Here is a 23,878-nt window from a genome sequence, read left to right on the forward strand (position 1 = left end):
GTACGCCTATCCGAAGCGCTGGGCCAGGCTGCGGAACACCCCCGGGGCCGTCCCGTGCAGCCACGCCGGCATGGCCATCCAGGACGGTACGTACGCGTTGGGGCGGCCTGTCCGCAGTGCCCGGCACACCGCCTCGGCCACCTGCACCGCGGGGACGGGCCGGGGCCGCTCGCGGCGGTAAGGGGCACCGCGCCGCTGGAAGAACGGGGTGTCGACCACCCCGGGCAGCACCATCGAGACCCGCACACCGCTCGGGGCCAGCTCGTAGCGCAGACTGTCGGCGAACGCCGTGAGCCCGGCCTTCGTCGCCGCGTACACCGCCTCGCCCCGTACGCCCACGCTGCCCGCCATGGAACCGATCAGCACCACCCGCCCGCAGCGCTGGTCCACCATGCCCGGCACCAGCAGCCGCACCAAGTGCAGTGTCGCGTTCAGGTTCACGGCGAGCACGTCGTCGATGTCCTCGGGGGGCATTGCGGCGAACGATCCGGCCCAGCCGATGCCGGCGCCCGCCACCAGCGCGTCCACCCTCCCGCTGTGCAGCAGCGCCTCCTCGGCCAGTCGGGCACGTGCCCGCGGATCGGCCAGATCCGCCGGGAGCGGCACCCCGCCGGTACGGGTCGCGACCTGCTCCAGCCGCCTCTCGTCCCGGCCGTTGAGCAGCAGCCGCCAGTCGCCCTCCGCGGCCAGCCGTTCGGCGACGGCCGTGCCGATACCCGACGACGCGCCGGTGACCAGCGCCACCGGGCGGTGCCCGTCCCGCCCGGCACCCGCCTGCCGCGGTTCGGTCCGGGCGCGCTCGGGCGGCCGGGCCCGCGCGGGCACCGGCAGCCCGCCGGCCGGATACCTTCGATGCGAGCGCCGCGCGGAAGGGGCTCGGAGCAGAGGGCGCGTCGGACGGCGGTCGGATCTGCCGAGCCTGTCGAACACAGACGCCTCCGGTGAGCAGTACGGGCCGCGACGGGGCCGGGGTGTGGGTACCGGGGAACAGGCCCCGGCTCCAGCATGCTGGCAACCGCGCGGCACACCCGCCCGGAGCCGTTGCCCGGGCCAGCCGAACCACCTGTTCGGCTCCCCTCCCGCGGAACGGGGCCGCGCCCGGAACCCGGCGGGGCACGGGTGCGGCGCGGCGCGTCGGCGCCGACTGAGTGTCGCTGCGCGGCGCCTGACGGCCGTTCGGAGCACACTGGTCTACGGATGTGCCGAGGGTCCACGGACGTGCCGAGCCGCCCGCAGAGCCCGAAGGCGTCGTCCTGGGGCCGAGCCGTCCCGGGACCGCCCCGGCACGGCCCCCACCGGCGACGGGCGCTGCGCCGGTCCGCCCACCGACGACCCCTGGAGCCCCATGCCGCACCGCTTCCTGCTGCTGAGTGCCAGCATGGGCGCGGGGCACGACGCGGTCGCGCACGAGTTGGCGCACCGGCTGCGGGCCCGCGGTCACGAGGCGACCGTGCGCGATGTCCTCACCCTCCTGCCGGCCGACATCGGCCAGGGGCTGCGCGCCGGTTATCGCGCCGCCGTGCGGCATGTGCCCCGGCTGTACGGTGCCGTGTACGCGGGGTTCCTGGCGACGACCCGCGGACCGGGCCCGCGCCCCAGCAGCGCACCCCTGGCAGCCCTTGCCGAGCGGCCGCTGCTGCGGGCCGTCGCCGAGTGGCGTCCCGATGTCGTCGTCCCCACTTTCCATCTGAGCGCGCAGGTGACCGGGCGGCTGCGGGCGCGGGGCGCGCTGGAGGTACCCACGGCGGTCGTGGTGGTCGACTTCGCCGTGCACCGCGGCTGGCTGCACCCCGGAAACGACCTCCATCTGTGCGTCACCGAGACCGCAGCCGAGGAGGTACGGGCCACCACCGGGGGTCCCGCCCGCACCACGGGACCTGTGGTGCCCGCGCGGTTCTTCCGGCCCCGCGACGTGGACGGCCACTGGCGGGCTCTGCTGGACCGGCACGTGGCTGCCGCGGCGCAGCACACCACACCGGTGTCGCCCGAGCGGCCCGCCGTACTGATGTCCACCGGCGCCTGGGGTGTCGGCACCCGACTGCTGGAGACGGCGCGGCAGCTGGCGGCGCACGGCTGTGTGCCGGTCCTGCTGTGCGGGAACGACGACCGGCTGCGGCACCGCGCGGCCCGCTATCCCAGGCTGCTGCCCCTCGGCTGGGTGACCGATCTGCCGGGGCTGATGGCGGAAGCCCACGTACTGCTCGACAACGCGGCGGGCCAGACCGCGGCCCAGGCCCTCGCGGCTGGCCTGCCGGTCGTCGGCCACCGTCCACTGCCGGGGCACGCCGCGGCCGGCGTACGGGCCATGGCGCAGGCCGGGCTCTCCCGGCACGCGGTCGGCAAGGGCGAACCGGCCCGCACGGTCCACGAACTGGCGTTCCCCGGCCCGGCCCGCGCCCGCCAGACAGCCGCCGCCCACGCCGCTTTCCGTACCGACGCCGCCGAGGAACTGCTGGAACTCGCCGACCGGGCGGGCGCGGCGAACACGCGGGGCCGGTGAGCCGGCGCGGCCCGGTGCGTCAGCGCAGCTCGCGGAAGAACGCGCGTACGTCCTCGACGAGCGGGCCCGGGGCCTCCATGGCCAGGAAGTGGCCGCCTGCGCCGAGCTCTCTCCAGTGCACGATGTTGTGGTCCCGCTCCGCCCATGGGCGGACCGTCACATCGTGTGCGGAGAGCAGCACGCCGGTGGGTACGGTGCCACGCGCTGCCGCCGCCCAGTCCTGGCCGCCCTCACCCGGATCGGCGCCGTCGCCGGCTCCGTCCTGGTCGCCGACGGCCTCGGACCAGTCCTCCGCCGTTGCGCCCCAGTCCTGGGCCGAGATCGCCTCGTAGTAGACCTGTGCCGCCGGTCCCGCCGTGGCCGTCAGCCAGTACAGCGAGACAGCGGTCAGGAAGCGGTCCCGGTCGATGCTGTCCTCGGGCAGACCGTCCGCCGGGTCGGTGAGCTCCTTGAACTTCTCCACGATCCAGGCGAGCTGACCGGCGGGGGAGTCGGTGAGGGCGTAGGCGACGGTCTGCGGACGCTTGGAGTTGCACTGCAAATAGCCGTCGTTGAAGTTCTGCATCCGCTGCCGGCGCTGCTCGTCCGCTTCGGAGAGCCCGTCCATCTCGCCCTCCGCCCCCACCGGAAAGGCGATCACGGCGTTCAGATGGATACCGGTCACCCGCTCCGGTGCCTGCTTGCCGACCTCGGGCGCCACCCAGGCTCCGGTGTCGTAGCCCTGCACGCCGTAGTGCTCGTAGCCGAGCCGTTCCATCAGCCGGACCAGCAGCCCGGCCATCCGGGCAGGTCCCATGCCGGGACCGGCCAGCGGAGTGGAGAAGCCGAAGCCCGGCAGCGAGGGGATCACCAGGTGGAAGGCGTCGGCCGGCACGCCGTCGTGCGCCACCGGATCGGTGAGCGGGCCGATGACGTCGAGGAAGTCGGCGAACGTGCCGGGCCAGCCGTGCAGCAGAAGCAGCGGGGTGGCCTCCGGGTGCGGGGACCGTACGTGCAGGAAGTGCAGCCGCTGCCCCTCGACCACCGTGGTGAACTGCGGGAGGGCGTTCATCCTGGCTTCCTGTTCCCGCCAGTCGTACTTCGTTGCCCAGTAGTCGGCCAGCTCCCGCAGATACTCCGGCGGTACGCCACGGCTCCAGCCCACGCCGGGCAGCGCGTCGGGCCAGCGGGTGCGGGCGAGCCGGTCGGCAAGGTCGTCGAGGTCGGCCTGCGGGATGTCGATACGGAAGGAGACGATCTCCTGTTCGGTGCTCATGGCGGCGACAGTAGGTCCCCGTCAGGACAGTTTCGGTCCTGAATTGCGGGGACAGCGGCGGTCCTGCAATGTCTTGGACTCGCCGCCGCCGGTGATCTGGATCTTGCGGGGCTTGGCCTGCTCGGCGACGGGGACGCGGACAGATCAGCGGCTGACACCGGCACGTATCCCCTTCCGGCGGCCGGGTCGGCCCGCTGTCCCGCCGCATGCGAACAGGAGCGGGTGGGAGGACACCTCCCACCCGCTCTTCGTCGTGGTCCGAAGGGACTGGCACAGTCGGTGCGTATGACGAGCAGCACGGCGGGTGCGCGTATTGCACTGGTGGTTCTCTATACCGAGCACTTGCAGGAGTCCCGCCGCTTCTACAGCGACCTGGGTCTCTCCTTCGTGGAAGAGCGCCATGGACAGGGCCCTCTTCACTACGCCACCACGCTGCCCGACGGCACCGTGTTCGAGCTGTACCCGGCGACCGAACGGCGCCCTGTCTCCAGCCTGCGACTGGGCTTCGACGTCGTCGGTCGGCGGATGAGCCCGCCGTTGACCCCGGGGCGGCATGTGGTCGACGACCCGGACGGGCGAGCCGTCGAGCTGTACGTGCGGTGATGACGGAAGCGCGCAGTACGGCATCGTTCCCGCGACGTCAGGCCGACGCCGCCCCGCAAAGCCGTTGCCGTATGCGATCAGGCGCAGCAGCCGCAGCCGGGGCGGCAGCCGCAGGCGTCGGCGGCGTCCTCGGTCCCGAGGGGCCGCTGGGCCGCCGTGGTGGTGGGAGTCGCGCAGCACCCCTTGCCCTGCCAGGCGTCCCGGCCCTCCTTGAGTGCGACGGCGGCGATGGCCAGGGCCGCGATCGGGTCCGCCCAGGACCAGCCCAGCGTGGCGTTGAGGACGAGTCCGACCAGCAGTACGGCGGACAGGTAGGTGCACAGCAGTGTCTGCTTGGAGTCCGCGACGGCGGAGGCGGAGCCGAGCTCCCGCCCGGCCCTGCGCTGGGCGGCGGACAGGAACGGCATCACGGCCAGGGACAGCGCCGCGAGCACGATGCCGGGGACCGAACGCTCCGCTTCGCCACCACCACCTATGAGGGTGCGGACCGCGTCCACGGCCACGTAGCCGGCGAGCGCGAAGAACGACACCGCGATGATCCGCAGTGTGGTCTTCTCCCGCGCCTCCCGCACGGCGTGCTCACGGGCGGAGAACTGCCAGGCGACGGCCGCGGCGGAGGAGACCTCGATCACGGAGTCCAGACCGAAGCCGACCAACGCGGCGGAGGAGGCGAGGGCACCGGCTGTGAGGGCGACGACCGCCTCGATGGCGTTGTAGACCAGTGTCGCGGCGACCAGCAGCCGTATTCGGCGGGTCAACGCGTCGCGCCGCTCCGGTCCAGGGCCGAGGGCGAGGGATATCTCCGCCGTCATGGTCAGCAGCATCCCTTCTCGTCGGCGTCCTCGCACGCGCGGTCGCTCTCCACCGCCACCACGGCGTTACGCAGGTCGTCCAGCGCGTGACCGAGCCGTTCGTCGGCCAGCTCGTAACGGGTACGGCGCCCGTCGGGCGTCGTGACGACCAGCCCGCAGTCGCGCAGGCACGCCAGGTGGTTCGACAGCCGGGTACGGGAGATGCCCAGCGTGTCGGCGAGGTCGGACGGGTAGGCCGGGGCGTCGCGCAGGGCGAGCAGAAGTCGGCACCGGATCGGATCGGCGAGCGCACGCCCGAACCGGGCCAGCACCTCGATGTCGGTGGCAATAGTCAGCATGCCCTGACGATACAAGGGACCCTGAATTCAGGGAATCCTGATCAATTGTTGACTCAGGGTCGCGGAGCGGGCCGCCGGACCCGGGGCTGGGCCGTAGCGCTGCGCACGCAATTGCTGGTCGATGCGTGTCCGGGGTGAGGGCTCGGGCGGGGTGGATTGTGAGGGCGCCCATAGGACCCAGATCACTTACGAAGCGGCTTCGTATGTCTGCGCTGCTCTGACCTGGGGCGGGACGGGGATGGTCGACCCCCTGTCCGGTTTGTCACGATTCTGGATCGTACGTCACATATTTGCCGGGTGGGGGAGCCGGTTCCCAGGGTGGGTGCCAGGCCGCGACGAGACCGGGACAACGCACCGCTCCCCGGGGCGCGCGGCCGGAACGTCCCCCCACGAAAGGCTCCTCTGCTCGCATGCGTAACACCCTGCGTACCCTCAAGCCCGCCGGCCTCGCCACCACCGGCCTGACCGCCCTGGGCGCGGCCGGTATCGCCGCCACCGCACTGGCCGGCACCGCCCACGCCGAGGCCCCCGCCAAGCCCGCAGCCAAGCCCGCCGCCATCGAGAGCGCCGCCTCGACCGCGCAGCACGTCAGCATGCAGGCCGCACACGCCAAGAAGGCGCAGAAGGCGGACGACCAGCAGGCCGGCGGCAAGTACGCGGACAACCTCGACGGCTGGATCCGTGAGGCCCGCGCCATCATGGCCAAGCACGACATCCCCGGCTCCTACGAGGGCATCAAGCGCAACATCATCCGCGAATCGGCCGGTGACCCCAACGCGGTCAACGACTGGGACATCAACGCCAAGAAGGGCACCCCCTCCAAGGGCCTGCTCCAGGTGATCCAGCCCACCTTCGACCGCTTCCACGTCGAAGGCACCCCCGACAAACTCACCGACCCCGTAGCCAACATCGTCGCCGCCTGCAACTACGCAGCCGACCGCTACGGCTCCATGGACAACGTCGACTCCGCCTACTAAGACAGGCCACACCGACACCACACAACCCCGCGCATGCGAACAGGAGCGGGTGGGAGGAACACCTCCCACCCGCTCCTCGTCTCTGCAGAGACCGGGCGCATGTGAGGCCCAGAGTTCGAAGTCGGTGGGGGAGACGTGTGGTGCTCTACCGATTGAGCTACGGACGCCTGGGCATCCGACGGGACTTGAACCCGCAACCGCCCCATTAACAGTGGAAGTATCCCCTACCTGCGCACCTGGGCCGCATGGCTTCGCCCACCGTAGCCCCAAGTCGCCGCGCGTTCAGCCGAATTTCCCGCGCCAGGGAAGCGCAGCAGAGCTCGTGCGGGGTACGGCGTACGCAAGGCGGGGTGGTGGAGGGGACGTCAGGTGTGGATGGCGAGCTTGAACTGCGCGTGCACGAGATCCCGGGAGCGGGAGTCGTTGTGGGAGACGCGGATGGCCAGCGGCATGTCCGGGTGCACGAAAAGCTCGTGGTGTTTGGTGAACGCCTGCATGCCGGGGGAGGGGCGCCGGTGATCGGTCGCTGTCGTGTCGACCGGGTTGTCGGTGAGACCGAGCGGGTCGCGTACGAGCTGGTCGCGTAGTTCGCTGTAGTTTCCGGCCTCCCACTGGATCATGGCCGTGATGACGCCCCAGCCGCCGACGGAGGGCCAGATCAGGCCGGACCGGTCGTCGGTGCGCCAGTCGGTGACCTCGTAGCCGTCCGGCTGTTGCACCTGGTGCATACCTTCGGCGTCGTACGATTCGCCCCCGCCGAACGGGAAGCGCACCACGTGGTACGCACCGTCGCCGGCGATTCTCTGGTGTTCGTTCACAATCAGCGAGCACACAGGTATGGCCATCGATGTGTTCCCTCCTCGACGTGCAGGACCCGCTACTGAAGACCGCGGCCCTGCCCCTGTGGTAAGGATGCGACTCCACGGGGCGCGTGGCGATGGCTTGAACCGTGTAACTGTTGAATTGTGGACCGGAGTTACCGGCCGGAGTGAACCGACCCGCCGTACGCCCAGTCAGCCGCCGTACGCACAAGCAGCGGCCGGGAGTTGGTCGGCAGCGTCGGCATGATGGACTGCTCTCATGACGACGTTGCCGCACCGCGTCCTGCGCGCACTGGACCGCTTCAACGCCGCTCACCCCTGGGACCACAACGCCCACTATCACCGGTGGATCCTGCGGCAGCTTCCCCGGCGGTTCGGCCGTGCCCTGGACGTCGGCTGCGGCAGCGGCGACCTCGCCAGGCTCCTGGCGAGGCGTGCCGACGAAGTGGAGGCGATCGACTCCGATCCGGCGATCGTCGCGCGGGCGCGCGAGGCGACGCCCGCGGCGGCACCGGTGAACTTCACCGTCGCTGACGCGTCGGCCGGGACCCCCGCCGGGCCCTACGACGTGATCACCTGCGTCGCCGTCCTGCACCACCTGCCGTTCACCGAGGCGGTTACGCACCTGCGCCGGCAGTTGGCTCCCGGGGGAACGCTGATCGTCGTCGGCTGCGCACGTGAACAGACCGTCGGCGACCACCTCTTGGCCGCCGTCGCCGCTCCGCTGAACGCCGCTGTCGGCTGGTACCGGAGCAGGGGCCGTACGGTGCCGCGCCCGCGCTCGATGACGGCCGTGACCCGGCAGCCGGAGATGAGTTTTCCGGAGATCGTCCGGGAAGCCCGCTCCGTCCTGCCGGGTGCCCGGCTGCGTCGACGGCTGTTCTGGCGGTACACGCTCGTGTGGCGTGCGGACGCCTGAGCGCGGCAGGGTCTGTCGGTACGACAGGGCCGGTCAGCGCAGCACGACCGGCAGTTCCTGGTAGCCGTTGATGCCCAGGGACGGTACGCGGGGTGCCGGTCTGGAGGTGAGCGCGAGCCCGGGGAAGGCCGCGAACAGCCGTGGCAGGGCGATCTCGGCCTCCAGCCTGGCGAGGGAAGCGCCGGGGCAGCGGTGCGGGCCGACGCCGAAGGCGAGGTGCCGGGAGGCGTTCGCCCGGTCGGGGGCGAAGACCTCGGGGTCGGGGTCGGGGAAGGCGTGCGGGCAGCGCTGGATGGCCGGCAGCGGCACCAGCACCGCCTCTCCCTCCCGGATGACCTCCCCCTCCACGGCCACGTCCTCGGTTGCGTACCGGAACATGACGTTGCGGCTGGGGGACTCCCAGCGCAGTGCCTCTTCCACGATGTCGGGCCACGGGTTCTCGCCCGCGTCCTGCCGGGCCCTGGCGGCCTGCAGCGTCTCAGGGTGCGTCAGCAGCCCTCTGACGGCGTGGCAGATCAGGTTGGCCGTGGTCTCGTGCCCACCGATGACGGTGATCACAAGATTCCCGATGACCTCGGCCTCGGTCAGCTCCCCCTCGTCCATGGCGGCAACGAGATCCATCGTGAGGTCGTCCTGGTCGCCGCGGGCGCGCTTCTGCTCGATCAGGGACATCAGCGTCGCCGGGAAGCGCTGCCCGACGGTCTCCTGCACCGCTTCGGCGCCGGCCTCGGAGTTCATCGCCGCAGCCGACAGCTCGTGCAACTCCTGGCGCAGCGTGCCGTCCTCGGGAACGCCGAGCAGCGAGCAGATGACGTCCAGCGGCAGCGGCAGCGCGAAGCCCCGGTGCAGGTCCGTCTCCTCCCCGGCGGGCACGGCGGCGAGGTCCGCCAGCAGCCGGTCGGCGATGGCCTCGATCCGGGGACGCAACGCCTGCACACGGCGGGGCGAGATGGCGCGCTGGATGGGCAGCCGCAGTCGCCGGTGGGTGTCGCCGTCGGTGGTGAGCAGACCCTTGCCCTCCACGATGAACAGCAGCGGCCAGTCCGCGGGTATCTCCCCGCGCGCGTGTGCGCCCCAGTGCCGGATGTCCTTCGAGAAGCGGGGGTCGCCCAGCACCAGGGCGCCCGCCTCCCGCGTTGTCACCGCTTTGGCCACCACGCCACCAGGGAGCGCCACAGTGGCAACCGGCCCTGCGGCTCGGAGGGCTGCTCCTTCTGTTCCGTAGAGATCGGCCGGGGCGGGTTCGAGATAAAGCTGTGCTGTGCTGTCCACTGCTGTCCATTCGTCACGGGCATCGGGGGGAGAGGGAATATCACCGGAAGCGCGGTGGGGGACCGCGCGACATAGGGCAGGTCCCAGGTGAGGCTCTCCTTGGGGACGGCCATCCGCATGCCCGGCAGCCTGTTCCACAGGACTTCCAGCCCGGTCCGGACGATGAGCGTACCGAGGTCGGGCGCCGGACATCCGTGGGAGCCGGCGCCCCAGGCCAGATGCGACCTGTTGGTACGGGAGACATCGAAGCTGGCCGACAGCATCGTCGGGTCCGCACCGGTCGCACCGAGACAGATGATCGCCATGTCACCACAGTTGACGTGATAGCCGCCCAGCATGGTGTCCTGGGTGGCCCACCGCCCGATGAGGTTCTGGATGGGAGCGTTGACCCACATGACGCGGTTCATCGCCTCCTCCATCTGGCAGCGCCCGGCGATGACGTCGGAGTTGAGATCCGGATTGGTCAGCAGCTCCAGAACGGTGTTGCAGATCCAGGTCGTGCTGGCGCCGCGCCCGGCGACGATCTGGAGCCACACGTCCTCGCTCAGCTCGTGCGTGTCCAGCCCCGGCTGCATGTCCCGGTTGTAGTGGTGCATCCAGGAGACGAGGTCGGGCCCCGGGTCGCGCTGCTTCTCCTCGACCAGGGCCCGCATCCGCGAGTCGAGTTCGGCGGCGGCACGATGGGCACCCGGTCCGCCGCTGAGCATCTCGTGGATGGCGTTGCCGGTGGCCAGCGCGCTGCCCTCGTCCATGCCCATCAGCCGCATCATCACCAGCAGCGGCAGTTGCAGCGCGTACTGGTCCAGGATGTCGACCTGGTTCCACTCCGCGGGACCTCCCTCGGGGAAGAACGAGGTGATGAGCTGCTCGGCGAGGTCTTCGATGAGGGCGCGGGTCCGGAGCAGGTCGACCTCGGCCAGCGCCTTGTTGCCGGGGCCGGAGAGACGTGCGTGCTCCATGCCCTCGGCATTGAGGCGGCTGCGCCGGTAGGCGAACTGGGGGACCAGCGGATGGGGCGGCAGGGCGCCCTGTGTGAAGTCGCGGTACCAGCGGGAGTCGCGCGTCCACACACGGCTGCGGTTCTGGAGGATCTCCAGCTGGTAGGCATGGTCCAGGATCAGATATCCACGGAAGGCTCCGGTCTCCTCCAGCGTCACCGGGGCCACGGCGCCGAAGGTTTTGCGGAGACTTTCGTAATAGGAGAACGGGTCACTGGCGAAGTTCTGGCCGTAGAGCGGAGCGCTGCGTTGGGGCCACGGCGTACGCGCGTGCGGCCAGGCTTCACCAAAGGGAGTTGTCGAGGCATTAGTTGACACAGCGATCATCCTGTCGGCGGTGGTCACCTGGGGCAACCGTGAACGGTACTTCGAACGCTATTAGCGCGGAACGCAACAGCCCCGCAACATGAGCCGGTCAGCCCGACCCGGGAGAGCCATCGCTTTGTCCCCGCCGGTGCACTGCCGGCGCCCCGCTGGTGCACCGTCGGAAAAGCGCAGGCCAGGGCCGCGGAGCGCTTCCGCGGGACCGGTGGCGCGGGGTCGCAGAGGGCGTTCGTTCTCCCGACGGAAGGGATCGACAGCTTCGTCTTCGTCACTCCCGAGTACAACCACTCGATACCGGCGGCCCTGAAGAACGCCATCGACTTCCTCGGCGCCGAACGGTCCGACAAGGCGGCCGGGTTCGTCAGCTACGGCATGAACGGCGGCGTCCGCGCCGAGGAACACCTGCGGCCGGTGCCGGCGGCGCTGCGGGTCGCCACTCCGGTCCCGAGCGGCCACCGCCGTCTGAGGGAGGGGCCCGGGGCGGAACGGCTCGGTGCGTCGTGGTCAGCTCGCCCCGACGGGGTTGCCGAAGGACGCCGGGTGGGCCGCGGTGCTCTGGACCTGGATCACGCCGCCGTCGGAGCCGAGACGGGCGGACATTGCGCATCGTCAGGCGCCCCCATCTGATGGCCGGACGCTGCCGGCCGGTCGACGACCGGCCGGCAGCCCTGGGCGAGCTACGAGCGGTTCGATGCCGCTCATGGGGCGCGAGTTCACGACCCGTCGCCCATGAGAGCCACGTCACACACCCTCCGTGCCGCGTCGGCCCGGTACTTGGCGCGCTCCCCCGGTTCCGGCCCTGTCGCTCCGCTTCATGGCCGGGGTCTCAGACACGCACCTGGTCAGCGTGTCGCTCGTGTCGGGAGAACAGGGCGACGGCCAGTGCTCCGGCGAGGAGGATGCCGAAGGCCACCCACAGCGCCACCGTGTAGCCGTGCACGGTGCCGGCGTCGACGGCTGCCCTGCCGTTCCCGTGCTCCTTGAGATACGACCCGGTCACGCTGGTCGCGATCGAGTTGAGCAACGCGGTGCCGAACGCGGCGCCCACTTGCTGCACCGTGTTGTACGAGGCCGAGGCGACACCCGCCTCGGCAGGACCGAGCTCCGCCGTCGCCATGTCGGTGGCCGCCGCCAACAGACAGCCCAGCCCGAGGCCGGTCAGGATCATGGACGGGGTCAGATAGGCCGCGAAGACGTTCGAGCTGTCCACTTCGAGCTGAGTGAGGATCAGCATGCCGAGAGCGGAGGACAGCAGGCTGCCCGCGATCAGGATGCTCTGGGCGACGCGCCGGTGCAGTTTCCCGGCGATCAGCATCGCGCCGACCGTGGTGCTGACGGCGTTCACCAGGAGCGTCATGCCCGCCTTGACGGGCGAGTAGCCCAGGATCGTCTGGGTGTAGTAGCTCACGAAGAGGTAGAAGCCGAACATCGCGACGAACATCACGCAGACGGAGACGAACGCGGTGCCCCGCTTGCGGTGGGCCAGGATGTGCAACGGCAGCAGTGGATGTCCCGTCCGGGCCTCGACGACGACGAACAGCCCCAGCAGCAGCACCCCGCCGATCAGCAGCGCCAGGACCTTCGCGTCGTCCCAGCCGTGCGGTTCGGCCTGGGTGAAGCCGTAGACCAGGCACACGAGCCCGGCCACGCTGAGCAGCACTCCCGGGACGTCCAGATGACGGAGCGTCCCGCTGGGCCGGTCCCGCTCGACGAGAGGCACGCCGAGCAGCGCGATCGCGGCCATGGGGACGTTGATGTAGAGGCACCAGCGCCAGTCGGCGTACTCGGTGAGCAGGCCACCTGCCACCACGCCGAGTGCCGCGCCGCCGGCGCCCACCCCGGCGAAGACGCCGAAGGCTTTCCCGCGCTCACGCCCGTCGGTGAAGGTCAGGATCAGCAGGGACAGCGCGGCCGGCGCCAGGAGAGCGGCGCAGACGCCCTGTGCCGCGCGGGCGGCGAACAGCATGCCCGCGGAGTCCGCCGCGCCGCCCAGAGCGGAGGCCGCGGCGAAGCCGACCAGGCTGAGGGCGAAGGAGCGGCGGTGGCCCAGGGCAGCGCAGACCCGGCCGCCCACGAGCAGCAGACCGCCGAAGGCCAGCGCGTACGCCGTGATCACCCAGTGCCGGTCGGCGTCCGCCATTCCCAGGTCCTGCTGGGCCGACGGAAGGGCGATGTTCACGATGGTCGCGTCCAGCACGACCATCAGCTGAGCGAGGCTCACCACAGGGAGAGTCCACCAGCGTTTCGCGGACCGAGCGGGGGGAGCCGAGGCTTCTTGCTTTATGTCTGTCACAGTCACTCGCACTATGGTCGGGTCACTCGAACGTTGGTCTAGTGGATGGTGACTCTACTACGGCTCAGCGCAGCGGGACATGACGGAAGGCCGTCACGGGCGGCCCCGAAGGGGGGTCCGGGAAGTGTCGAACTCGCTGGTCAGCGGGGGGAGTTGGAAATTTTTTCAAAAAGTGGGAACGCAACCCGGCCCCAGGGCGGCAACCACCTGGCACCGACCGGGAGTCCAGGCATGCGAGACTCCAGTGCACACTCGGTGCGGCCTACTGCGCCGGAGCCCGAGGCGCGTGATTTCGGAGGTGAACGTCATCGCAGACAAAGAGCGCCCCAAGAGCCGGTCCGGCGGGAGGGCCGGCAACGTCTGGCTGCGGGCCTCGCGGGAGAACAAGGGCGAACCCCCGCTGACCCGGGCACGCATCGTCGAGGCCGCCGTCGCGCTGCTGGACGACGAGGGCATGGACCGGCTGACGATGCGACGGCTGGCCGAACGGCTCCAGGTGGGTGCGACGACGCTGTACTGGCACGTGGCGACCAAGGACGACGTCGTCGATCTCGCGGTCGATGCCATCTTCGGGGAGACGCAGGTGCCGGACCGGCACACCGACAGCGTGCGCGACGACATCGCAACCCTCGTCAACGACTGGCGCAAGGCGATGCTCCGGCACCCCTGGGCGGCCACCGTCCCCGCACGTCAACGGCCGCTCATGGGGCCCAACTTCCTGGCATGGATGGAGTTCCTCCAAACCGCGCTGGTGCGCGCCGGACTGTCCGGCAAGCGGCTCAACGCGGCGACATGGGCGCTCTACAACCATGTGCTGGGTGCCACCGCCACTCAGTCCAGTCTGCAACTCTCCGCCGAGGAGACCCGGATGGGGCAGGAGTATCTGGAGACCCGGCGCGAGCAGTACCCGACCGTCGCCGCGAACAACTACATCGCCGACGACGACTGGGACGCCAACTTCCGGCTCGGTCTGGAATTCCTCCTCGACGGAATCGAGTCGGGCTCGCGACGCTGAGCCATGAAGGGCCGCTTCGACAAAAAATCTTCGATTCCCGTGAACTTTGCTGCCGGACCCGCCATCGAACCCTGTGTACGGCCCGATGACGGGGGACTGCACCAGGCAGGGAGTTGAACGGCAGCCATGACACGTAACGAGGACCTGACCACCGGAGAGAGCGCTCAGGGGGCCGCAGGGACGGGCGCTCGCCGGGCCCCGTCGCGGAGCCGTTCCGGTCGTCCTGCGCGGGTCGTCATGGCCGCCGCCGCAGCGCTGGCGGCGGGGGGCCTGCTGGCGGGCTGCGGGGGCAAGGGCAGCGACGCCTCGGACAAGACCGGCCGGAACGCCGCACCTGCGGGCTCGTCCCACAAGGCAGCGGGCTCGTCCCACAAGACGGCGGACGGCGCCGGAACGGAAATTGGTGGCACGGGCGGGGGCAGCGGGAGCGGCGGCAGCACCGGCGGTGGCCTGAAGACCTCCGGGTCCGCGTCCTCGAAGAGCGGCAGCGCGGGCAAGGGCAGCGCGCACTACGGCTCCGGGACCTCGGGCTCCGTCTGCACCGCGGAGGACCTGAAGGGGGCGATCGGCCCCAACCACCCGGGCGCGGGCCAGGAGAACTTCGCGCTCGTTCTCACCAACAAGTCCGGCAGCACCTGCACGGTCCACGGTTTTCCCGGGTTCGCCTTCCTGAACAGCGACGGCGACCAGGTCTCCCTCGACCCGGAGCGCGACGGCAGCGGCGCGACGACGCGGACGGTCGAGCTGTCTCCCGGCAAGAGCGCCTGGGCGCCGCTCTCGTACACCAACCCCGAGATGACCGACGTCCCGACCGTCACCCCGGACTCCGCGCTCATCACCCCGCCCGACCAGCGGGCCTCCCTCCGCGTCGACTGGTCCGGCGGTCCGGTCTCCGCGACCGGCAAGGCGTCCGTGCCGAAGATCGGCCCGCTCTCCGCAGGCACCGGCAGCTGACCCGCCTTTCCAGACCGACGGGGCTCTCCCGGCCGGCGGCCGGCCCCGTCATCCCCTCCGCAGCACCGCTCGGTGCCCCTCGGAACGGCCCTGGCGAGGGTGCGCACCGGGTGTGCGTAGCGCGGAGGGGTCAGGGAAGGAGCGCGGCCGAACCCCGTGCCGACGTCCGGGACTCCCCTCACCTCCGAGCGAGGGACCCGCACGCCGGTCGGCCGCGCTCCACCCGCAACTGTGCCCCCGCACCGCCCGGCTCCCTACCCGAGCCGGCCGGTGCGGGGGGGTGCGGGGGGGGGACTCGTCTACGGCACCCACGCTGTCGCTAAGTGGTGCAGTGCTTCTCCTTCACGGCGTTCGGGGTGACGTCCTTGACGAAGCGCTGAATGGCCTTGCGGCGGTCCTTGACGTCTTCGGGGTACTGGTGGTCCAGGTCGCCGAACCGGAACTCCAGCAGGAGGTACTTTGCGCCCTTGGTGCCGCACTCTGCTGCGACCACCGCGCCACGGTCGGCGAACGCGCCCCTGCCGGGCACCGGAAGGCCGCGCAGCGGAGTCACGTGCTTGAGCAGGTCCTCCTTGAGCGTCGTGACGGGATCCACTCGCTCGTTCAATCCGGTCCGGCCGAAGGTGACCGCGTCGCGGCCGTCCACCTCGACGGTGCACCCGGTGTCGGACGTCACCAGGGTGCGGTCGTCCTCCTTGAGCTTCTTGCCGTCCGGCGGCAGGAGGGGGCTGAGCGCGCTCTGTTCGATGGTGGTTCCGCAGACCTTCTTCGGAACGGCGAACTCGCGTCCGTCCTCGGAACAGCCGGCAGCGGACAGGGCGAGGGCGAGGGCGAGAGCTGCGGCTCCCGGCCCCCGCCGGCTGCGCACTCGCCGCTTACCTTCCCGCAATACGCTCGGCCTCGTCCTTGCCATGGTCGGCCGCCCTGCCGAACTGGTCCTTGACCCCGTAGTCCGTGATGTAGCCCTCGCGGTCCTGGGCCCAGTCGCCGTGCTGTTCGCGCCACAGCTTCGCGAGCTCGGTGAGCTGGTTGTTACGCGCCTTGCTGGCCTCGATGTTCATCACTGTCCCGTCGGCGGCGATACGGGCCTGCTCGTCCTCGGTGTATGCCCTGCTCAAGGCGAACGCGGTGAGATCGAGATGCCCGGCGACCGGGGCGAGTGGGGGAATAAGCCTCAACGCTGTGGCTGCCCCAGCGTACGCCCCGAAGCTCTTCCACCCGGCTTCCTTCTGTTCGTCCGCCGTCTGGTCGGCGATCGCCTGATGGCGGGCCTCCTCCAGGAAGCCCATGGTCCGCCCGGTGCGGGTGATGGCGTCCGAGGGGTCCTTCTGCTCGGTCAGTATGTCGTTGACGACGGCCCGGTTCATGGCCTCGTTGAGGGTTGCGTAGCCCTCGGGGGTGTGGGAGACCTGCTTGCTCAGCTCCAGCAGTTTTGCCTCGTTCAGTGGGCCCTCGCCCAGGGGTGCGCTCATCGTGGCGTGCACTTCCGTGCCGTGGTTGCCGAGGAGATGTGCCACGTCCCCGCGCAGCTCGGGCATCAAGTCGTCCTTCTTCGCCGCCAGGCGGTCGAAGATGTTGTGGAACGCCTCGGTTTGCGGCGCGGTGTGCTCGGCGTACTCGGCGTTCGGGTCGTCGGGGTTCAGTCCGCTGCCGCCCGCGTAGATGGCGTCGCCGAGAGCCTCGGCGGCGCGGTTCTTGCCGTCCTCCAGGTAGGGGTCCTCAGGCTCGTAGGAACGGTCGTTGAGGTAGTAGTCGGCCGTTTCCTTGTCCTTGAACAGGTCCGTGGCGAACTCCGGGTTGTGGCTCGCGGCCTGCAGGAATCCGGTCATCGGGTCGGAGCCGCGCCCCAGGCTGGACGGGTCGAGGTCGGTGCCGTCCCAGCCGAACCCGGACCATGCCTTGCCCTCGTCCCCGAGCTTCTTGTCGAACGCGCGGAGCTTCTCCTCGTAGTCGTGCAGGAAGTCCTTGTCGAACTTGCCCTTGCCCATGAGGCTGCTCATGACCTGGAAGCCGACCGGGTCGTGCCGTGCGTGCATGTCCGGGTAGAAGATCGGCATGCCGCCCTGGTTGATGAGGTCCTGCTTCCACTTCATCATTTCCAGGGACTTCCCCCGGCTTGCGGTCGCCAGCGTCAGGCTCAGGTTGTCCCGCAGCCGGACCATCTGCTTGCCGTACTCGAACCTGGTGATGACCTCGGGGCCGTCGCCGGACATCATCCGCCAGAACAGCAGGGTGTCCTTCGCGGGGAGATTCTTCGCCAGCCCCTCCGCGAACGCCGGATTGTTCCGCTGGAGTTCGGCCAGGTCGTTGAGCGCGTCGAGGTTGGTCATGGTGACGCTGTCACCGTCCGCTGCCTCCTTGGACAGCTTCTTGATCAGGTCGGCGGCCTTCTTGGCGTCGGCCCCGCCGACGACCTTCTTGATGTCGTCGTAGCTGTCCCAGTTGGCGCCGGAGAAGTCGTGCGCGTCCTTCACCAGCAGCCGCAGTCCATCGGCGAGGTCGTGCTGGGTAGCGGCCGCCGCTCTCAGTATCTTCTCGATCTGCACCTTGGCCGTTTTGACCTTCTTGTCCGACGCTTGCTGCTTCGCCTCGTCGGCGTAGCACATGGAGTCGGTGATCTTGCCGTCACTCGCTATGAGCAGGCCGTCGGCGCGAAGGTCCTCAACCAGCTTGTGCAGGTCCGACTGGTGCTTGTGCAACCGCTGGCGGGCAAGCTTGATCGCCTGGTGGATGCTCTTGGCCTCGTTCGCCGCGTCGTGGAACTCGCGGGCCACCTTGACGACGAACGGCTTACCGGTTTTGGCGGCGTCGCCCGTCCAGTGGGCGCTCGTGGCCTGCTTCTCCATCCGCACGACATCGGCGCCCTCGCCCTTGCCGGAGGCAATCTTGTCGAACTCGTCCTTGATGCCTTTCCACTTGGTGATGGCAGTGTCCAGCTTGTCGAACTTCAGCTCGCTCAAGTCGCGATATGACACCATTTCGATGGTCACGGATGATGCCTCTCAGATGCGCTTCGTGTCGGAGTCGTTGTGGAAGTACTCGGAGATCTTGGAGGCATCGTTCATCGCGAGGACGATGTCCTGCTCGTGCTTCTCGTGGGACTTGGTCGTGTAGTCCAGACCGTTGGAGATCAGACCGAAGCCGCTCTTGAGGGTGCTGACCTGCGTGTTCCAGTTGTCGTTCACCTTCAGCAGGGCGTTGGCCAGATCGCCGAGACCACCCTCGTTGAGCAGGTAGATCGCGGCGGTGTGCGTCTCGACGCGAGCGTCGTCCGCCTTGTTCTGGACCCGGCCGTGCAGCTCGAAGGCCATGTCGCCGATCTTCCCCAACTCATCGCTCTCCACCGTGAGATCGACATTCGAGCCTCCGGAGCTGTCGGGGGGCTCCGCCCCGTTCAGCTGAGTCCGTGCGGCCTCCGCCCCAGCTGTCTTGTGGGTCGCCCATTCCTGCTCGAACGACATGCGCGCCTCCCCGTTGTGAACTTGTCTGTCAACAGACCCTTGTAGCTCAAGCTCCGACTGTTCTACCCGAGTACTACTGTGCGCCAACTGTAGGACGCAACAACTCTGCCACCAGGTTGCATGTCAGGGGGCCGCCGCCGGGCGAGAGTCTGTGAACCGTCCGGCACTCACGCCAGGTGGTGAGCACCGTGGCGGCTCTCCTGCCCGGGCAGCCGAGGTTCGGCAGATGCCGGATACGGGCGCAGGCCGTGCAGGTGGCGAGGAAGGTGAGGACGCCAGTACATCGAGCAGCAAAAACGTCCGCTCCAAGGTGCACGTCAGAACAGCCTTGAGACGCATTCATCCCCGGCGTGAACGCCGGGGCCTTTTGCAAGAGTCCCGGTAAGCTGGAGATCCGCCTTCTGCGCGTCCACGCACGCCATCACGCCGTCGACGTTCGCCGTCGCCGCCGTCCGCGGTCTGCCCGGCAATCCGATCCGCACCCGGGTCCGGCACCTCGACATCCAGGCCGCCAAGGCCCTCGGAGTAAACCGTCCCCGTACTCAGCGGCTCCGGTCTCCTCGACGACAGACTTCCGGCCGGTCCGGGCCCTTGCGCCCCCGGCCACCAGCCCTCTCGGCTACCCTCGGCCGACGTGACCACTTCCGACACGCCGCCGACCTCGCGCTTCCTCGTCCACCACGATTACGGCATGGGTGGCTTGTGGTGGTGGATCCGGGCACGGTCGCGCCGCGAGATCTTGGAGAGGTGTGCGGAGGTCGAGGTGATCGATACTCCGGACCAGGTCGCAAAGGCGGACACTTGGGATCTGGACGAGGTGGACATCGACGCACCGGTCATGCCCGCCGGCCTGGACGAACTGCGGGCCAAGCGCGATGCTCAGCGCACCCGGCCCGGCTTCGGCGCGCTCGCGGGCAGGGAGATCGTCCACCTTCGGCGCCGTGGTGACTACGGGGACGACGACCCGGCGGTCTACCTGATGGAGGTGGGCTCCGACGGCCGCAGGCTTCGGCAGGTGGAGCTGGCCGAGGACGGGACCGCTCTCAGAAGCGGTCCGGACGACTGGATCTTCAACCCGCCGGTCGTCGACCTCTTCGATCCCGACCTGGCAAGCATGGAGATCAGCTGGGAAGAGTTCGAGTCACAGTGGCGCCGGGCCCGCCACGACGACAGCTATGCGTAGTTGCCGCCCGATTCCGGCGGGCACATCAGGCAGCACCTCAAGGCGCGCCCGACGCTGCGCTGCGACGGCCTGCACGACCGGCTCAACGCAGCGTCCGACGTCACCCGGCAGAACTTCAGGGCTCCAGGTCAGGAAGCGAACTTGACCGACGATGCCTTGTCATTGAAAGACGCGCGCACGTTTTTGCAACTGGCCGACTTCACGGTTTCGGACGTGCCTTTGTAGTTGGCGTGTTCGTAGAGACGCACCGAGCGAGTGGTGTGGTTACAGACGGAACTCGTCTTGTCGTTGAATCCGAATTTTCCCAGCCAGGGAAGGTTGTGATTCGTCAGAACCATTGCGGCGTCGGCCCCCTTGTTCAGGTTGCGGTTCTTGTACAGGCAAACCACCCCCCACGAGCAAGCCTTCTTGCCCTGGCCATCGGTCACGGTCACAGTGCGCGGAGCGGACGCGACTGCCTGAGCGGGGATCGAAGCTGCGCCCGCGAGTAGCGCGGCGCCGGCCAGCAGCGGAATCCGGTATTTCATACGTTCCTCCTTCGAGGCGCGATCAACGACGCTACTGATCTGCGCCCGGTACCGAACCCGGAAACTTGCTTGCGGTGAATTCCCTCGAATGGAGAGGAACAGCACGCTGCACAATGAATGTTGGTCGCCGCGGATTCACCGGCTCCCGAACAATCCCGCAGTCGCACGCAGCCCGAATGTGTTCCGCGCTCACCCTTGCCGGTGGCCCTGGCCCTCCCGCGACGGCGGCTGCCCGCACCTCCGGCCGAGGTGCGGGCAGGGCACCGAGGGGTCGGTGCGGGTCAGTCGTTGGTGGTGACCCGCACGTAGTCGACGGTCATTTGCTGCGGAAAGTTCGTGGAGCCGTCCGGGTCGCCGGGCCAGTAGCCGCCCACAGCGAGGTTGAGGATCAGGAAGAACGGCTTGTCGAACACCCATGGGTTGCCGCCGACGTCGGCAGGCGTGCGCGTCTGGTAGACCTTCCCGTCCACCGACCAGCTGACGGAGCCCGGGGACCAGTCGATGGCAAAGGTGTGGAAGTCGTCGGCGAAGGCCGCGCCGTCGGGCAGGGTGTATCCGGCGCCGATACCGCCAGAGCCGGAGTAGCCGGGGCCGTGCAGGGTGCCGTGCACCGTTCCCGGCTCGAAGCCGACGTTCTCCATCACGTCGATCTCGCCGCAGGCGGGCCAGCCGACGCTCCCGATGTCATCACCGAGCATCCAGAAGGCCGGCCACATGCCTTGGCCACGCGGCACCTTGATGCGCGCTTCGACATGACCGTGGGTCCGGGTGAACTTGCCGACGGTGTTCAACCGGGCCGAGGTGTACTCGCATGTGCCGTACCAGCACTGGTAGTTGCCGGGGTTCTCCTTGCGGGCAGTGATGACGAGGTTGCCGTTGCCGTCGAGCGCGGCGTTGTCGGTGCCCGGGGTGTAGTACTGCCGCTCATGGTTGTTGACGTTGTCGCCGGTCTCGGTCTGCCACTTGCCGCTGTCGACCGGAGAGCCTGCTGGGCCGTCGAAGTCGTCGGAGAAGACGACCGCTTGGGTGCCGCCGCGGCGGTGCCCGGTGTCCTTGGCGTCGGCCGACGCTGTGGCGGGCAGCAGCGTGGTGGTGACGCAGCACAGCAGGGAAACACCGCACACAGCTGTGCGATATCGCCAGGAGAGTCTCACGTCAGCCCGTCCTTTCGTGGGGGATGGACGTAGGGCCTGCGCATGGCAAATGGAGGGCGGGCCACGGAGATTCGCGCGGCGAGTGCGGCAGGCCCGGGCCTTCTTGATGACTTGTTGTAAGCGTGCCCGATCGAACCGTCAAGACTTTGGTCCAGACCTGCTCGTGGCCGCGTGCCCCTTCGGCCGGCCGCCTTCCGCCTTCCGCCGGCCGCTGGCCGTCGGAGGGCTGGGGGAGCGAGGGCAACCTCCGGACCGGCAGAGCGGTCACCTAGGAGCCCGAAGTGGTCGGGCGTCTGACCGGAAGGATCACCGCCGTGTCCCACAAGCTGCGTAAGGCCGTCGTCGCGGCGGCTGCACTGTCCTTCGCCGCTGTGCTGTCGGCGGGGTGCTCTTCCGGCGACGACTCACGGCGGGAAGGCGTACGCGAGAAGACGGGAGGCAAACGAGCCTCCGAGATTGCCCGTCCCTCCCAACCTCCGCTCGGTAAGGCGGCGCTGAGGAAGGCGCTGTTACGCAAGGGCGAAGTCGAGGGCGTCGATGTCGAACCCTTGCCAGGGGACGAGGCCGCGGCGCGGCTCGCGCTGACGGGCCCCGGTACGGAACCCGCAGCGTGTGCGCCGCTGGCACACATGGCCGCGCACACCTCGGTCCCCGAGCCGAAATCCCGGGGGGTTGTCACGACCAGCCGGAAGGACGGACTGACCACATCCGTCGGGCTGATGGGCCACCATGCGGGGGATGCGACGAGGATCGTCGCGAAGGTCGAAGCGGCCGTGAAGAAGTGCGCCGATGGATTCCGGGACGAGGTCGGCAGCTACCGGGACGTCGTCCCCCTCCCGGACCCGACGGAGGGCGACGAGGGGGTGTCCTACTCCATGAAAAGCACCTTGGACGGCGAGCCGATGCCCCTGACCTTCACCGTTGTCCGCTCCGGCACCACACTCGCCGTCTTCTTCGGCACCAACCTCGTCGAGCCGGACAAGACGGCACCTGCCCCTGAGGTGATGCGCGCGCAACTCGCCAAGCTGCCCGGCTGAGTCACCGGCGACGGGCGGCACCGTGCCGGTATGCCGCGCCCTGGCGGTGAGTCGGTCAGCCGGCCCCGCACCGCCACCTCCGTTCCGATTGCGAAACCCCCTGGTATGGCGTACTCCTTCGCGTCAGCCGAATTCCAACTGCCTTCCATGGCCCCGCCCCGTCGCCACCCGTCAGTGTGTGGTGACAACGGGCAGCCAGGTTGGGGAGGAGGGGAGATGGAGGGGAGCGGAGTGCGACCGGCGCAGTTGCGAGTGATCTCTCCCGTGGGACAGACGCGGGTCTACGTACTTGAGGGCATGCAGTACAGCGTGGGCCGCCAGGCGCCGAACCACGAGCCCGACATCGTCCTCGATCCGGACCCGCAGGGGTGGGTCAGCAGGCTGCACTGCCTTGTCGACTTCGAGCAGGGGCAGTGGTGGGTCACCGACCACGGCAGGAACGGCACGCTGCTGCAGCACGATGTGCCGGACGCCCAGGTGGCGCCGGTGCGGGGAAGGGAACTGCTGCGCCACGGCGACACCTTGCTGATCCTCGGGGACATGGCCGGTGACCGGGAGCGGCTGTACTGGAAGCTCACGTACATCGACTCGCACGGGACGCAGCCGGCGCCGGTCTGGCACGACACGTCGCGCCCCGGTATCCGCTACGACTGGGTCGCCAGCCAGGCGTACCGCGTCGAAGGGAACAGGCAGACCCTGATCGAAGGTCTGCGTCCCAAAGGGCACCAGTTGCTCCGCTACATGGTCTCCCGCAGCGACGGCCGGCAGTCCGAGGCGGTCGCCTGCGACCATGCGGAGCTCATCGCAGCCCTGTGGGACTCCCCGGAGGGCGGGGCGCAGTACGCCGACAAGACGGATCTCGCCGGTGTGGTGCGTGCGGTGCGGCTGCGGATCGAGCCGGACCCGCCGAACCCGAAGATCCTTGAGACGGTTCCCACCATCGGCTACCGGCTGTACGTGTGCCCGGAGCCCGTGGCGGAGCCACCCGGCCAGGCGCGGTCATGAGCCTGACCGGTGCGGGGGAGGGCGGCGGCCTGCTGCGACGGGGGCAGCAGGCCGCCGGCGGCCTCGTCGTCGAGCGGAAGCTGGGGGAGGGGGCGTACGCCGAGGTGTACCGCGTCCGCCACCGCGTGCTCGGCTGGCAGGCGCTCAAACTCTTCAAGCACGTCGCCTCCCTCGATGCGACCTCCGACATGCTCGACGAGGCCCGCATCCTCTCGACGCTGGGCCACCCGAACATCATCCGCGTCTTCGACGCCGGGACCGTGCAGACCTCCGAGGGGGTGCGCGGCTATCTCACCATGGAGTATGCGGCGGGGGCAGCCTGGAGCGGCTGGTCGACTCGCATGCCGGGCGGGTGCCGATCGACGACGTGGTGACGGTGCTGCGGCAGGCCGCCGAGGGGTTGGTGCTCAGAACCAAGCACGCCGGCCGG

The 23,878-nt window shown here is 69.5% G+C and carries 23 protein-coding genes, 1 tRNA gene and 1 pseudogene; 11 read left to right on the forward strand and 14 right to left on the reverse strand.

What is annotated here, in order from left to right; genetic code table 11:
* Positions 1 to 6 precede the first annotated feature (6 nt).
* Positions 7 to 831, reverse strand: a complete 825-nt coding sequence (locus ACTWP9_RS25640) for an SDR family NAD(P)-dependent oxidoreductase (RefSeq protein WP_443248713.1) — start codon at positions 829 to 831, stop codon at positions 7 to 9.
* A gap of 514 nt (positions 832 to 1,345) precedes the next feature.
* Between ACTWP9_RS25640 and ACTWP9_RS25645 the strand changes: the two genes are divergently transcribed.
* Positions 1,346 to 2,500 (forward strand): MGDG synthase family glycosyltransferase, encoded by a 1,155-nt coding sequence (locus ACTWP9_RS25645; protein ID WP_443248630.1) that lies wholly within the window; start codon positions 1,346 to 1,348, stop codon positions 2,498 to 2,500.
* A 19-nt stretch (positions 2,501 to 2,519) separates the two neighbouring features.
* Here the strand turns inward: ACTWP9_RS25645 and ACTWP9_RS25650 are convergent, their stop codons facing one another.
* A complete protein-coding gene (locus ACTWP9_RS25650; RefSeq protein ID WP_443248631.1) occupies positions 2,520 to 3,755 on the reverse strand; it encodes an epoxide hydrolase family protein in 1,236 nt (411 codons plus the stop codon).
* A gap of 285 nt (positions 3,756 to 4,040) precedes the next feature.
* Between ACTWP9_RS25650 and ACTWP9_RS25655 the strand changes: the two genes are divergently transcribed.
* Positions 4,041 to 4,358, forward strand: coding sequence for a VOC family protein (locus ACTWP9_RS25655; protein ID WP_443248632.1), 318 nt, complete (start codon positions 4,041 to 4,043; stop codon positions 4,356 to 4,358).
* A gap of 77 nt (positions 4,359 to 4,435) precedes the next feature.
* On the opposite strand, the gene ACTWP9_RS25660 is transcribed toward ACTWP9_RS25655, so the two are convergent.
* Positions 4,436 to 5,170: a cation transporter gene (locus tag ACTWP9_RS25660; protein ID WP_443248633.1), complete on the reverse strand. Its 735-nt coding sequence runs from the start codon at positions 5,168 to 5,170 to the stop codon at positions 4,436 to 4,438.
* Between the two features lie 2 nt (positions 5,171 to 5,172).
* Positions 5,173 to 5,508, reverse strand: coding sequence for an ArsR/SmtB family transcription factor (locus ACTWP9_RS25665; protein WP_443248634.1), 336 nt, complete (start codon positions 5,506 to 5,508; stop codon positions 5,173 to 5,175).
* A gap of 410 nt (positions 5,509 to 5,918) precedes the next feature.
* Between ACTWP9_RS25665 and ACTWP9_RS25670 the strand changes: the two genes are divergently transcribed.
* Complete coding sequence (locus ACTWP9_RS25670; protein WP_443248635.1) at positions 5,919 to 6,485, forward strand: transglycosylase SLT domain-containing protein; 567 nt, start codon at positions 5,919 to 5,921, stop codon at positions 6,483 to 6,485.
* Positions 6,486 to 6,655: 170 nt separating this feature from the next.
* On the opposite strand, the gene ACTWP9_RS25675 is transcribed toward ACTWP9_RS25670, so the two are convergent.
* Both ACTWP9_RS25675 and ACTWP9_RS25680 read right to left on the reverse strand, forming a co-directional pair.
* Positions 6,656 to 6,717: transfer RNA gene (locus tag ACTWP9_RS25675), tRNA-Leu, on the reverse strand.
* Between the two features lie 133 nt (positions 6,718 to 6,850).
* Positions 6,851 to 7,330 (reverse strand): hypothetical protein, encoded by a 480-nt coding sequence (locus ACTWP9_RS25680; protein WP_443248636.1) that lies wholly within the window; start codon positions 7,328 to 7,330, stop codon positions 6,851 to 6,853.
* 235 nt (positions 7,331 to 7,565) lie between these two features.
* Here ACTWP9_RS25680 and ACTWP9_RS25685 point away from each other — a divergent pair, with 235 nt between their 5' ends.
* Positions 7,566 to 8,225, forward strand: a complete 660-nt coding sequence (locus ACTWP9_RS25685; protein ID WP_443248637.1) for a class I SAM-dependent methyltransferase — start codon at positions 7,566 to 7,568, stop codon at positions 8,223 to 8,225.
* Positions 8,226 to 8,258: 33 nt separating this feature from the next.
* On the opposite strand, the gene ACTWP9_RS25690 is transcribed toward ACTWP9_RS25685, so the two are convergent.
* Positions 8,259 to 9,368, reverse strand: coding sequence for a cytochrome P450 (locus ACTWP9_RS25690; protein WP_443248638.1), 1,110 nt, complete (start codon positions 9,366 to 9,368; stop codon positions 8,259 to 8,261).
* Positions 9,365 to 10,840: a cytochrome P450 gene (locus ACTWP9_RS25695; RefSeq protein WP_443248714.1), complete on the reverse strand. Its 1,476-nt coding sequence runs from the start codon at positions 10,838 to 10,840 to the stop codon at positions 9,365 to 9,367. The genes ACTWP9_RS25690 and ACTWP9_RS25695 overlap by 4 nt, the downstream gene beginning before the upstream one ends.
* A gap of 228 nt (positions 10,841 to 11,068) precedes the next feature.
* On the opposite strand from ACTWP9_RS25695, the pseudogene ACTWP9_RS25700 reads away from it, so the two are divergent.
* Positions 11,069 to 11,245: pseudogene (locus tag ACTWP9_RS25700) on the forward strand (NADPH-dependent FMN reductase); the annotation flags it as partial.
* 400 nt (positions 11,246 to 11,645) lie between these two features.
* Here ACTWP9_RS25700 and ACTWP9_RS25705 read toward each other — a convergent pair.
* Complete coding sequence (locus ACTWP9_RS25705) at positions 11,646 to 13,124, reverse strand: MFS transporter (protein ID WP_443248639.1); 1,479 nt, start codon at positions 13,122 to 13,124, stop codon at positions 11,646 to 11,648.
* Positions 13,125 to 13,410: 286 nt separating this feature from the next.
* Here ACTWP9_RS25705 and ACTWP9_RS25710 point away from each other — a divergent pair, with 286 nt between their 5' ends.
* Both ACTWP9_RS25710 and ACTWP9_RS25715 read left to right on the forward strand, forming a co-directional pair.
* Positions 13,411 to 14,127, forward strand: coding sequence for a TetR/AcrR family transcriptional regulator (locus tag ACTWP9_RS25710; protein ID WP_443248640.1), 717 nt, complete (start codon positions 13,411 to 13,413; stop codon positions 14,125 to 14,127).
* Positions 14,128 to 14,253: 126 nt separating this feature from the next.
* Positions 14,254 to 15,081, forward strand: a complete 828-nt coding sequence (locus ACTWP9_RS25715) for a DUF4232 domain-containing protein (protein ID WP_443248641.1) — start codon at positions 14,254 to 14,256, stop codon at positions 15,079 to 15,081.
* A 319-nt stretch (positions 15,082 to 15,400) separates the two neighbouring features.
* Here the strand turns inward: ACTWP9_RS25715 and ACTWP9_RS25720 are convergent, their stop codons facing one another.
* Genes ACTWP9_RS25720 through ACTWP9_RS25730 form a run of 3 tightly spaced genes read right to left on the reverse strand, consistent with a single transcriptional unit; the run spans position 15,401 to position 18,542 of the window.
* Positions 15,401 to 15,949: a hypothetical protein gene (locus ACTWP9_RS25720; RefSeq protein WP_443248642.1), complete on the reverse strand. Its 549-nt coding sequence runs from the start codon at positions 15,947 to 15,949 to the stop codon at positions 15,401 to 15,403.
* A gap of 7 nt (positions 15,950 to 15,956) precedes the next feature.
* Positions 15,957 to 18,041 (reverse strand): hypothetical protein, encoded by a 2,085-nt coding sequence (locus ACTWP9_RS25725; RefSeq protein WP_443248643.1) that lies wholly within the window; start codon positions 18,039 to 18,041, stop codon positions 15,957 to 15,959.
* A 42-nt stretch (positions 18,042 to 18,083) separates the two neighbouring features.
* Positions 18,084 to 18,542, reverse strand: a complete 459-nt coding sequence (locus ACTWP9_RS25730) for a hypothetical protein (RefSeq protein WP_443248644.1) — start codon at positions 18,540 to 18,542, stop codon at positions 18,084 to 18,086.
* Between the two features lie 634 nt (positions 18,543 to 19,176).
* Here ACTWP9_RS25730 and ACTWP9_RS25735 point away from each other — a divergent pair.
* Complete coding sequence (locus tag ACTWP9_RS25735) at positions 19,177 to 19,725, forward strand: hypothetical protein (protein WP_443248645.1); 549 nt, start codon at positions 19,177 to 19,179, stop codon at positions 19,723 to 19,725.
* Between the two features lie 128 nt (positions 19,726 to 19,853).
* Here ACTWP9_RS25735 and ACTWP9_RS25740 read toward each other — a convergent pair whose 3' ends face one another.
* Both ACTWP9_RS25740 and ACTWP9_RS25745 read right to left on the reverse strand, forming a co-directional pair.
* Positions 19,854 to 20,252 carry a peptidase inhibitor family I36 protein gene (locus tag ACTWP9_RS25740; protein WP_443248646.1) on the reverse strand — a complete coding sequence of 133 codons (399 nt, stop codon included), beginning with the start codon at positions 20,250 to 20,252 and terminating at the stop codon, positions 19,854 to 19,856.
* 281 nt (positions 20,253 to 20,533) lie between these two features.
* Positions 20,534 to 21,406, reverse strand: a complete 873-nt coding sequence (locus ACTWP9_RS25745) for a glycoside hydrolase family 16 protein (RefSeq protein ID WP_443248647.1) — start codon at positions 21,404 to 21,406, stop codon at positions 20,534 to 20,536.
* 314 nt (positions 21,407 to 21,720) lie between these two features.
* Between ACTWP9_RS25745 and ACTWP9_RS25750 the strand changes: the two genes are divergently transcribed.
* From ACTWP9_RS25750 to ACTWP9_RS25760, 3 genes are all read left to right on the forward strand, one after another.
* Positions 21,721 to 22,443 carry a hypothetical protein gene (locus ACTWP9_RS25750; protein ID WP_443248648.1) on the forward strand — a complete coding sequence of 241 codons (723 nt, stop codon included), beginning with the start codon at positions 21,721 to 21,723 and terminating at the stop codon, positions 22,441 to 22,443.
* 216 nt (positions 22,444 to 22,659) lie between these two features.
* Positions 22,660 to 23,448, forward strand: a complete 789-nt coding sequence (locus ACTWP9_RS25755) for an FHA domain-containing protein (RefSeq protein WP_443248649.1) — start codon at positions 22,660 to 22,662, stop codon at positions 23,446 to 23,448.
* Positions 23,445 to 23,822: a protein kinase domain-containing protein gene (locus ACTWP9_RS25760; RefSeq protein WP_443248650.1), complete on the forward strand. Its 378-nt coding sequence runs from the start codon at positions 23,445 to 23,447 to the stop codon at positions 23,820 to 23,822. Before ACTWP9_RS25755 ends, ACTWP9_RS25760 begins: the two co-directional genes overlap by 4 nt.
* Positions 23,823 to 23,878 lie beyond the last annotated feature (56 nt).

It is taken from the genome of Streptomyces sp. 3N207 (genome assembly GCF_052246355.1).
Lineage (GTDB): Bacteria > Actinomycetota > Actinomycetes > Streptomycetales > Streptomycetaceae > Streptomyces.

Excerpts from the sequence above, each read along its gene's own strand:
- ACTWP9_RS25650 (WP_443248631.1), bottom strand. The coding sequence starts at position 3,755 with ATGAGCACCGAACAGGAGATCGTCTCCTTCCGTATCGACATCCCGCAG.
- ACTWP9_RS25685 (WP_443248637.1), top strand. The coding sequence starts at position 7,566 with ATGACGACGTTGCCGCACCGCGTCCTGCGCGCACTGGACCGCTTCAAC.
- ACTWP9_RS25755 (WP_443248649.1), top strand. The coding sequence starts at position 22,660 with ATGGAGGGGAGCGGAGTGCGACCGGCGCAGTTGCGAGTGATCTCTCCC.
- ACTWP9_RS25645 (WP_443248630.1), top strand. The coding sequence starts at position 1,346 with ATGCCGCACCGCTTCCTGCTGCTGAGTGCCAGCATGGGCGCGGGGCAC.
- ACTWP9_RS25670 (WP_443248635.1), top strand. The coding sequence starts at position 5,919 with ATGCGTAACACCCTGCGTACCCTCAAGCCCGCCGGCCTCGCCACCACC.
- ACTWP9_RS25660 (WP_443248633.1), bottom strand. The coding sequence starts at position 5,170 with ATGACGGCGGAGATATCCCTCGCCCTCGGCCCTGGACCGGAGCGGCGC.
- ACTWP9_RS25680 (WP_443248636.1), bottom strand. The coding sequence starts at position 7,330 with ATGGCCATACCTGTGTGCTCGCTGATTGTGAACGAACACCAGAGAATC.
- ACTWP9_RS25715 (WP_443248641.1), top strand. The coding sequence starts at position 14,254 with ATGACACGTAACGAGGACCTGACCACCGGAGAGAGCGCTCAGGGGGCC.
- ACTWP9_RS25655 (WP_443248632.1), top strand. The coding sequence starts at position 4,041 with ATGACGAGCAGCACGGCGGGTGCGCGTATTGCACTGGTGGTTCTCTAT.
- ACTWP9_RS25760 (WP_443248650.1), top strand. The coding sequence starts at position 23,445 with ATGAGCCTGACCGGTGCGGGGGAGGGCGGCGGCCTGCTGCGACGGGGG.
- ACTWP9_RS25730 (WP_443248644.1), bottom strand. The coding sequence starts at position 18,542 with ATGTCGTTCGAGCAGGAATGGGCGACCCACAAGACAGCTGGGGCGGAG.
- ACTWP9_RS25740 (WP_443248646.1), bottom strand. The coding sequence starts at position 20,252 with ATGAAATACCGGATTCCGCTGCTGGCCGGCGCCGCGCTACTCGCGGGC.
- ACTWP9_RS25665 (WP_443248634.1), bottom strand. The coding sequence starts at position 5,508 with ATGCTGACTATTGCCACCGACATCGAGGTGCTGGCCCGGTTCGGGCGT.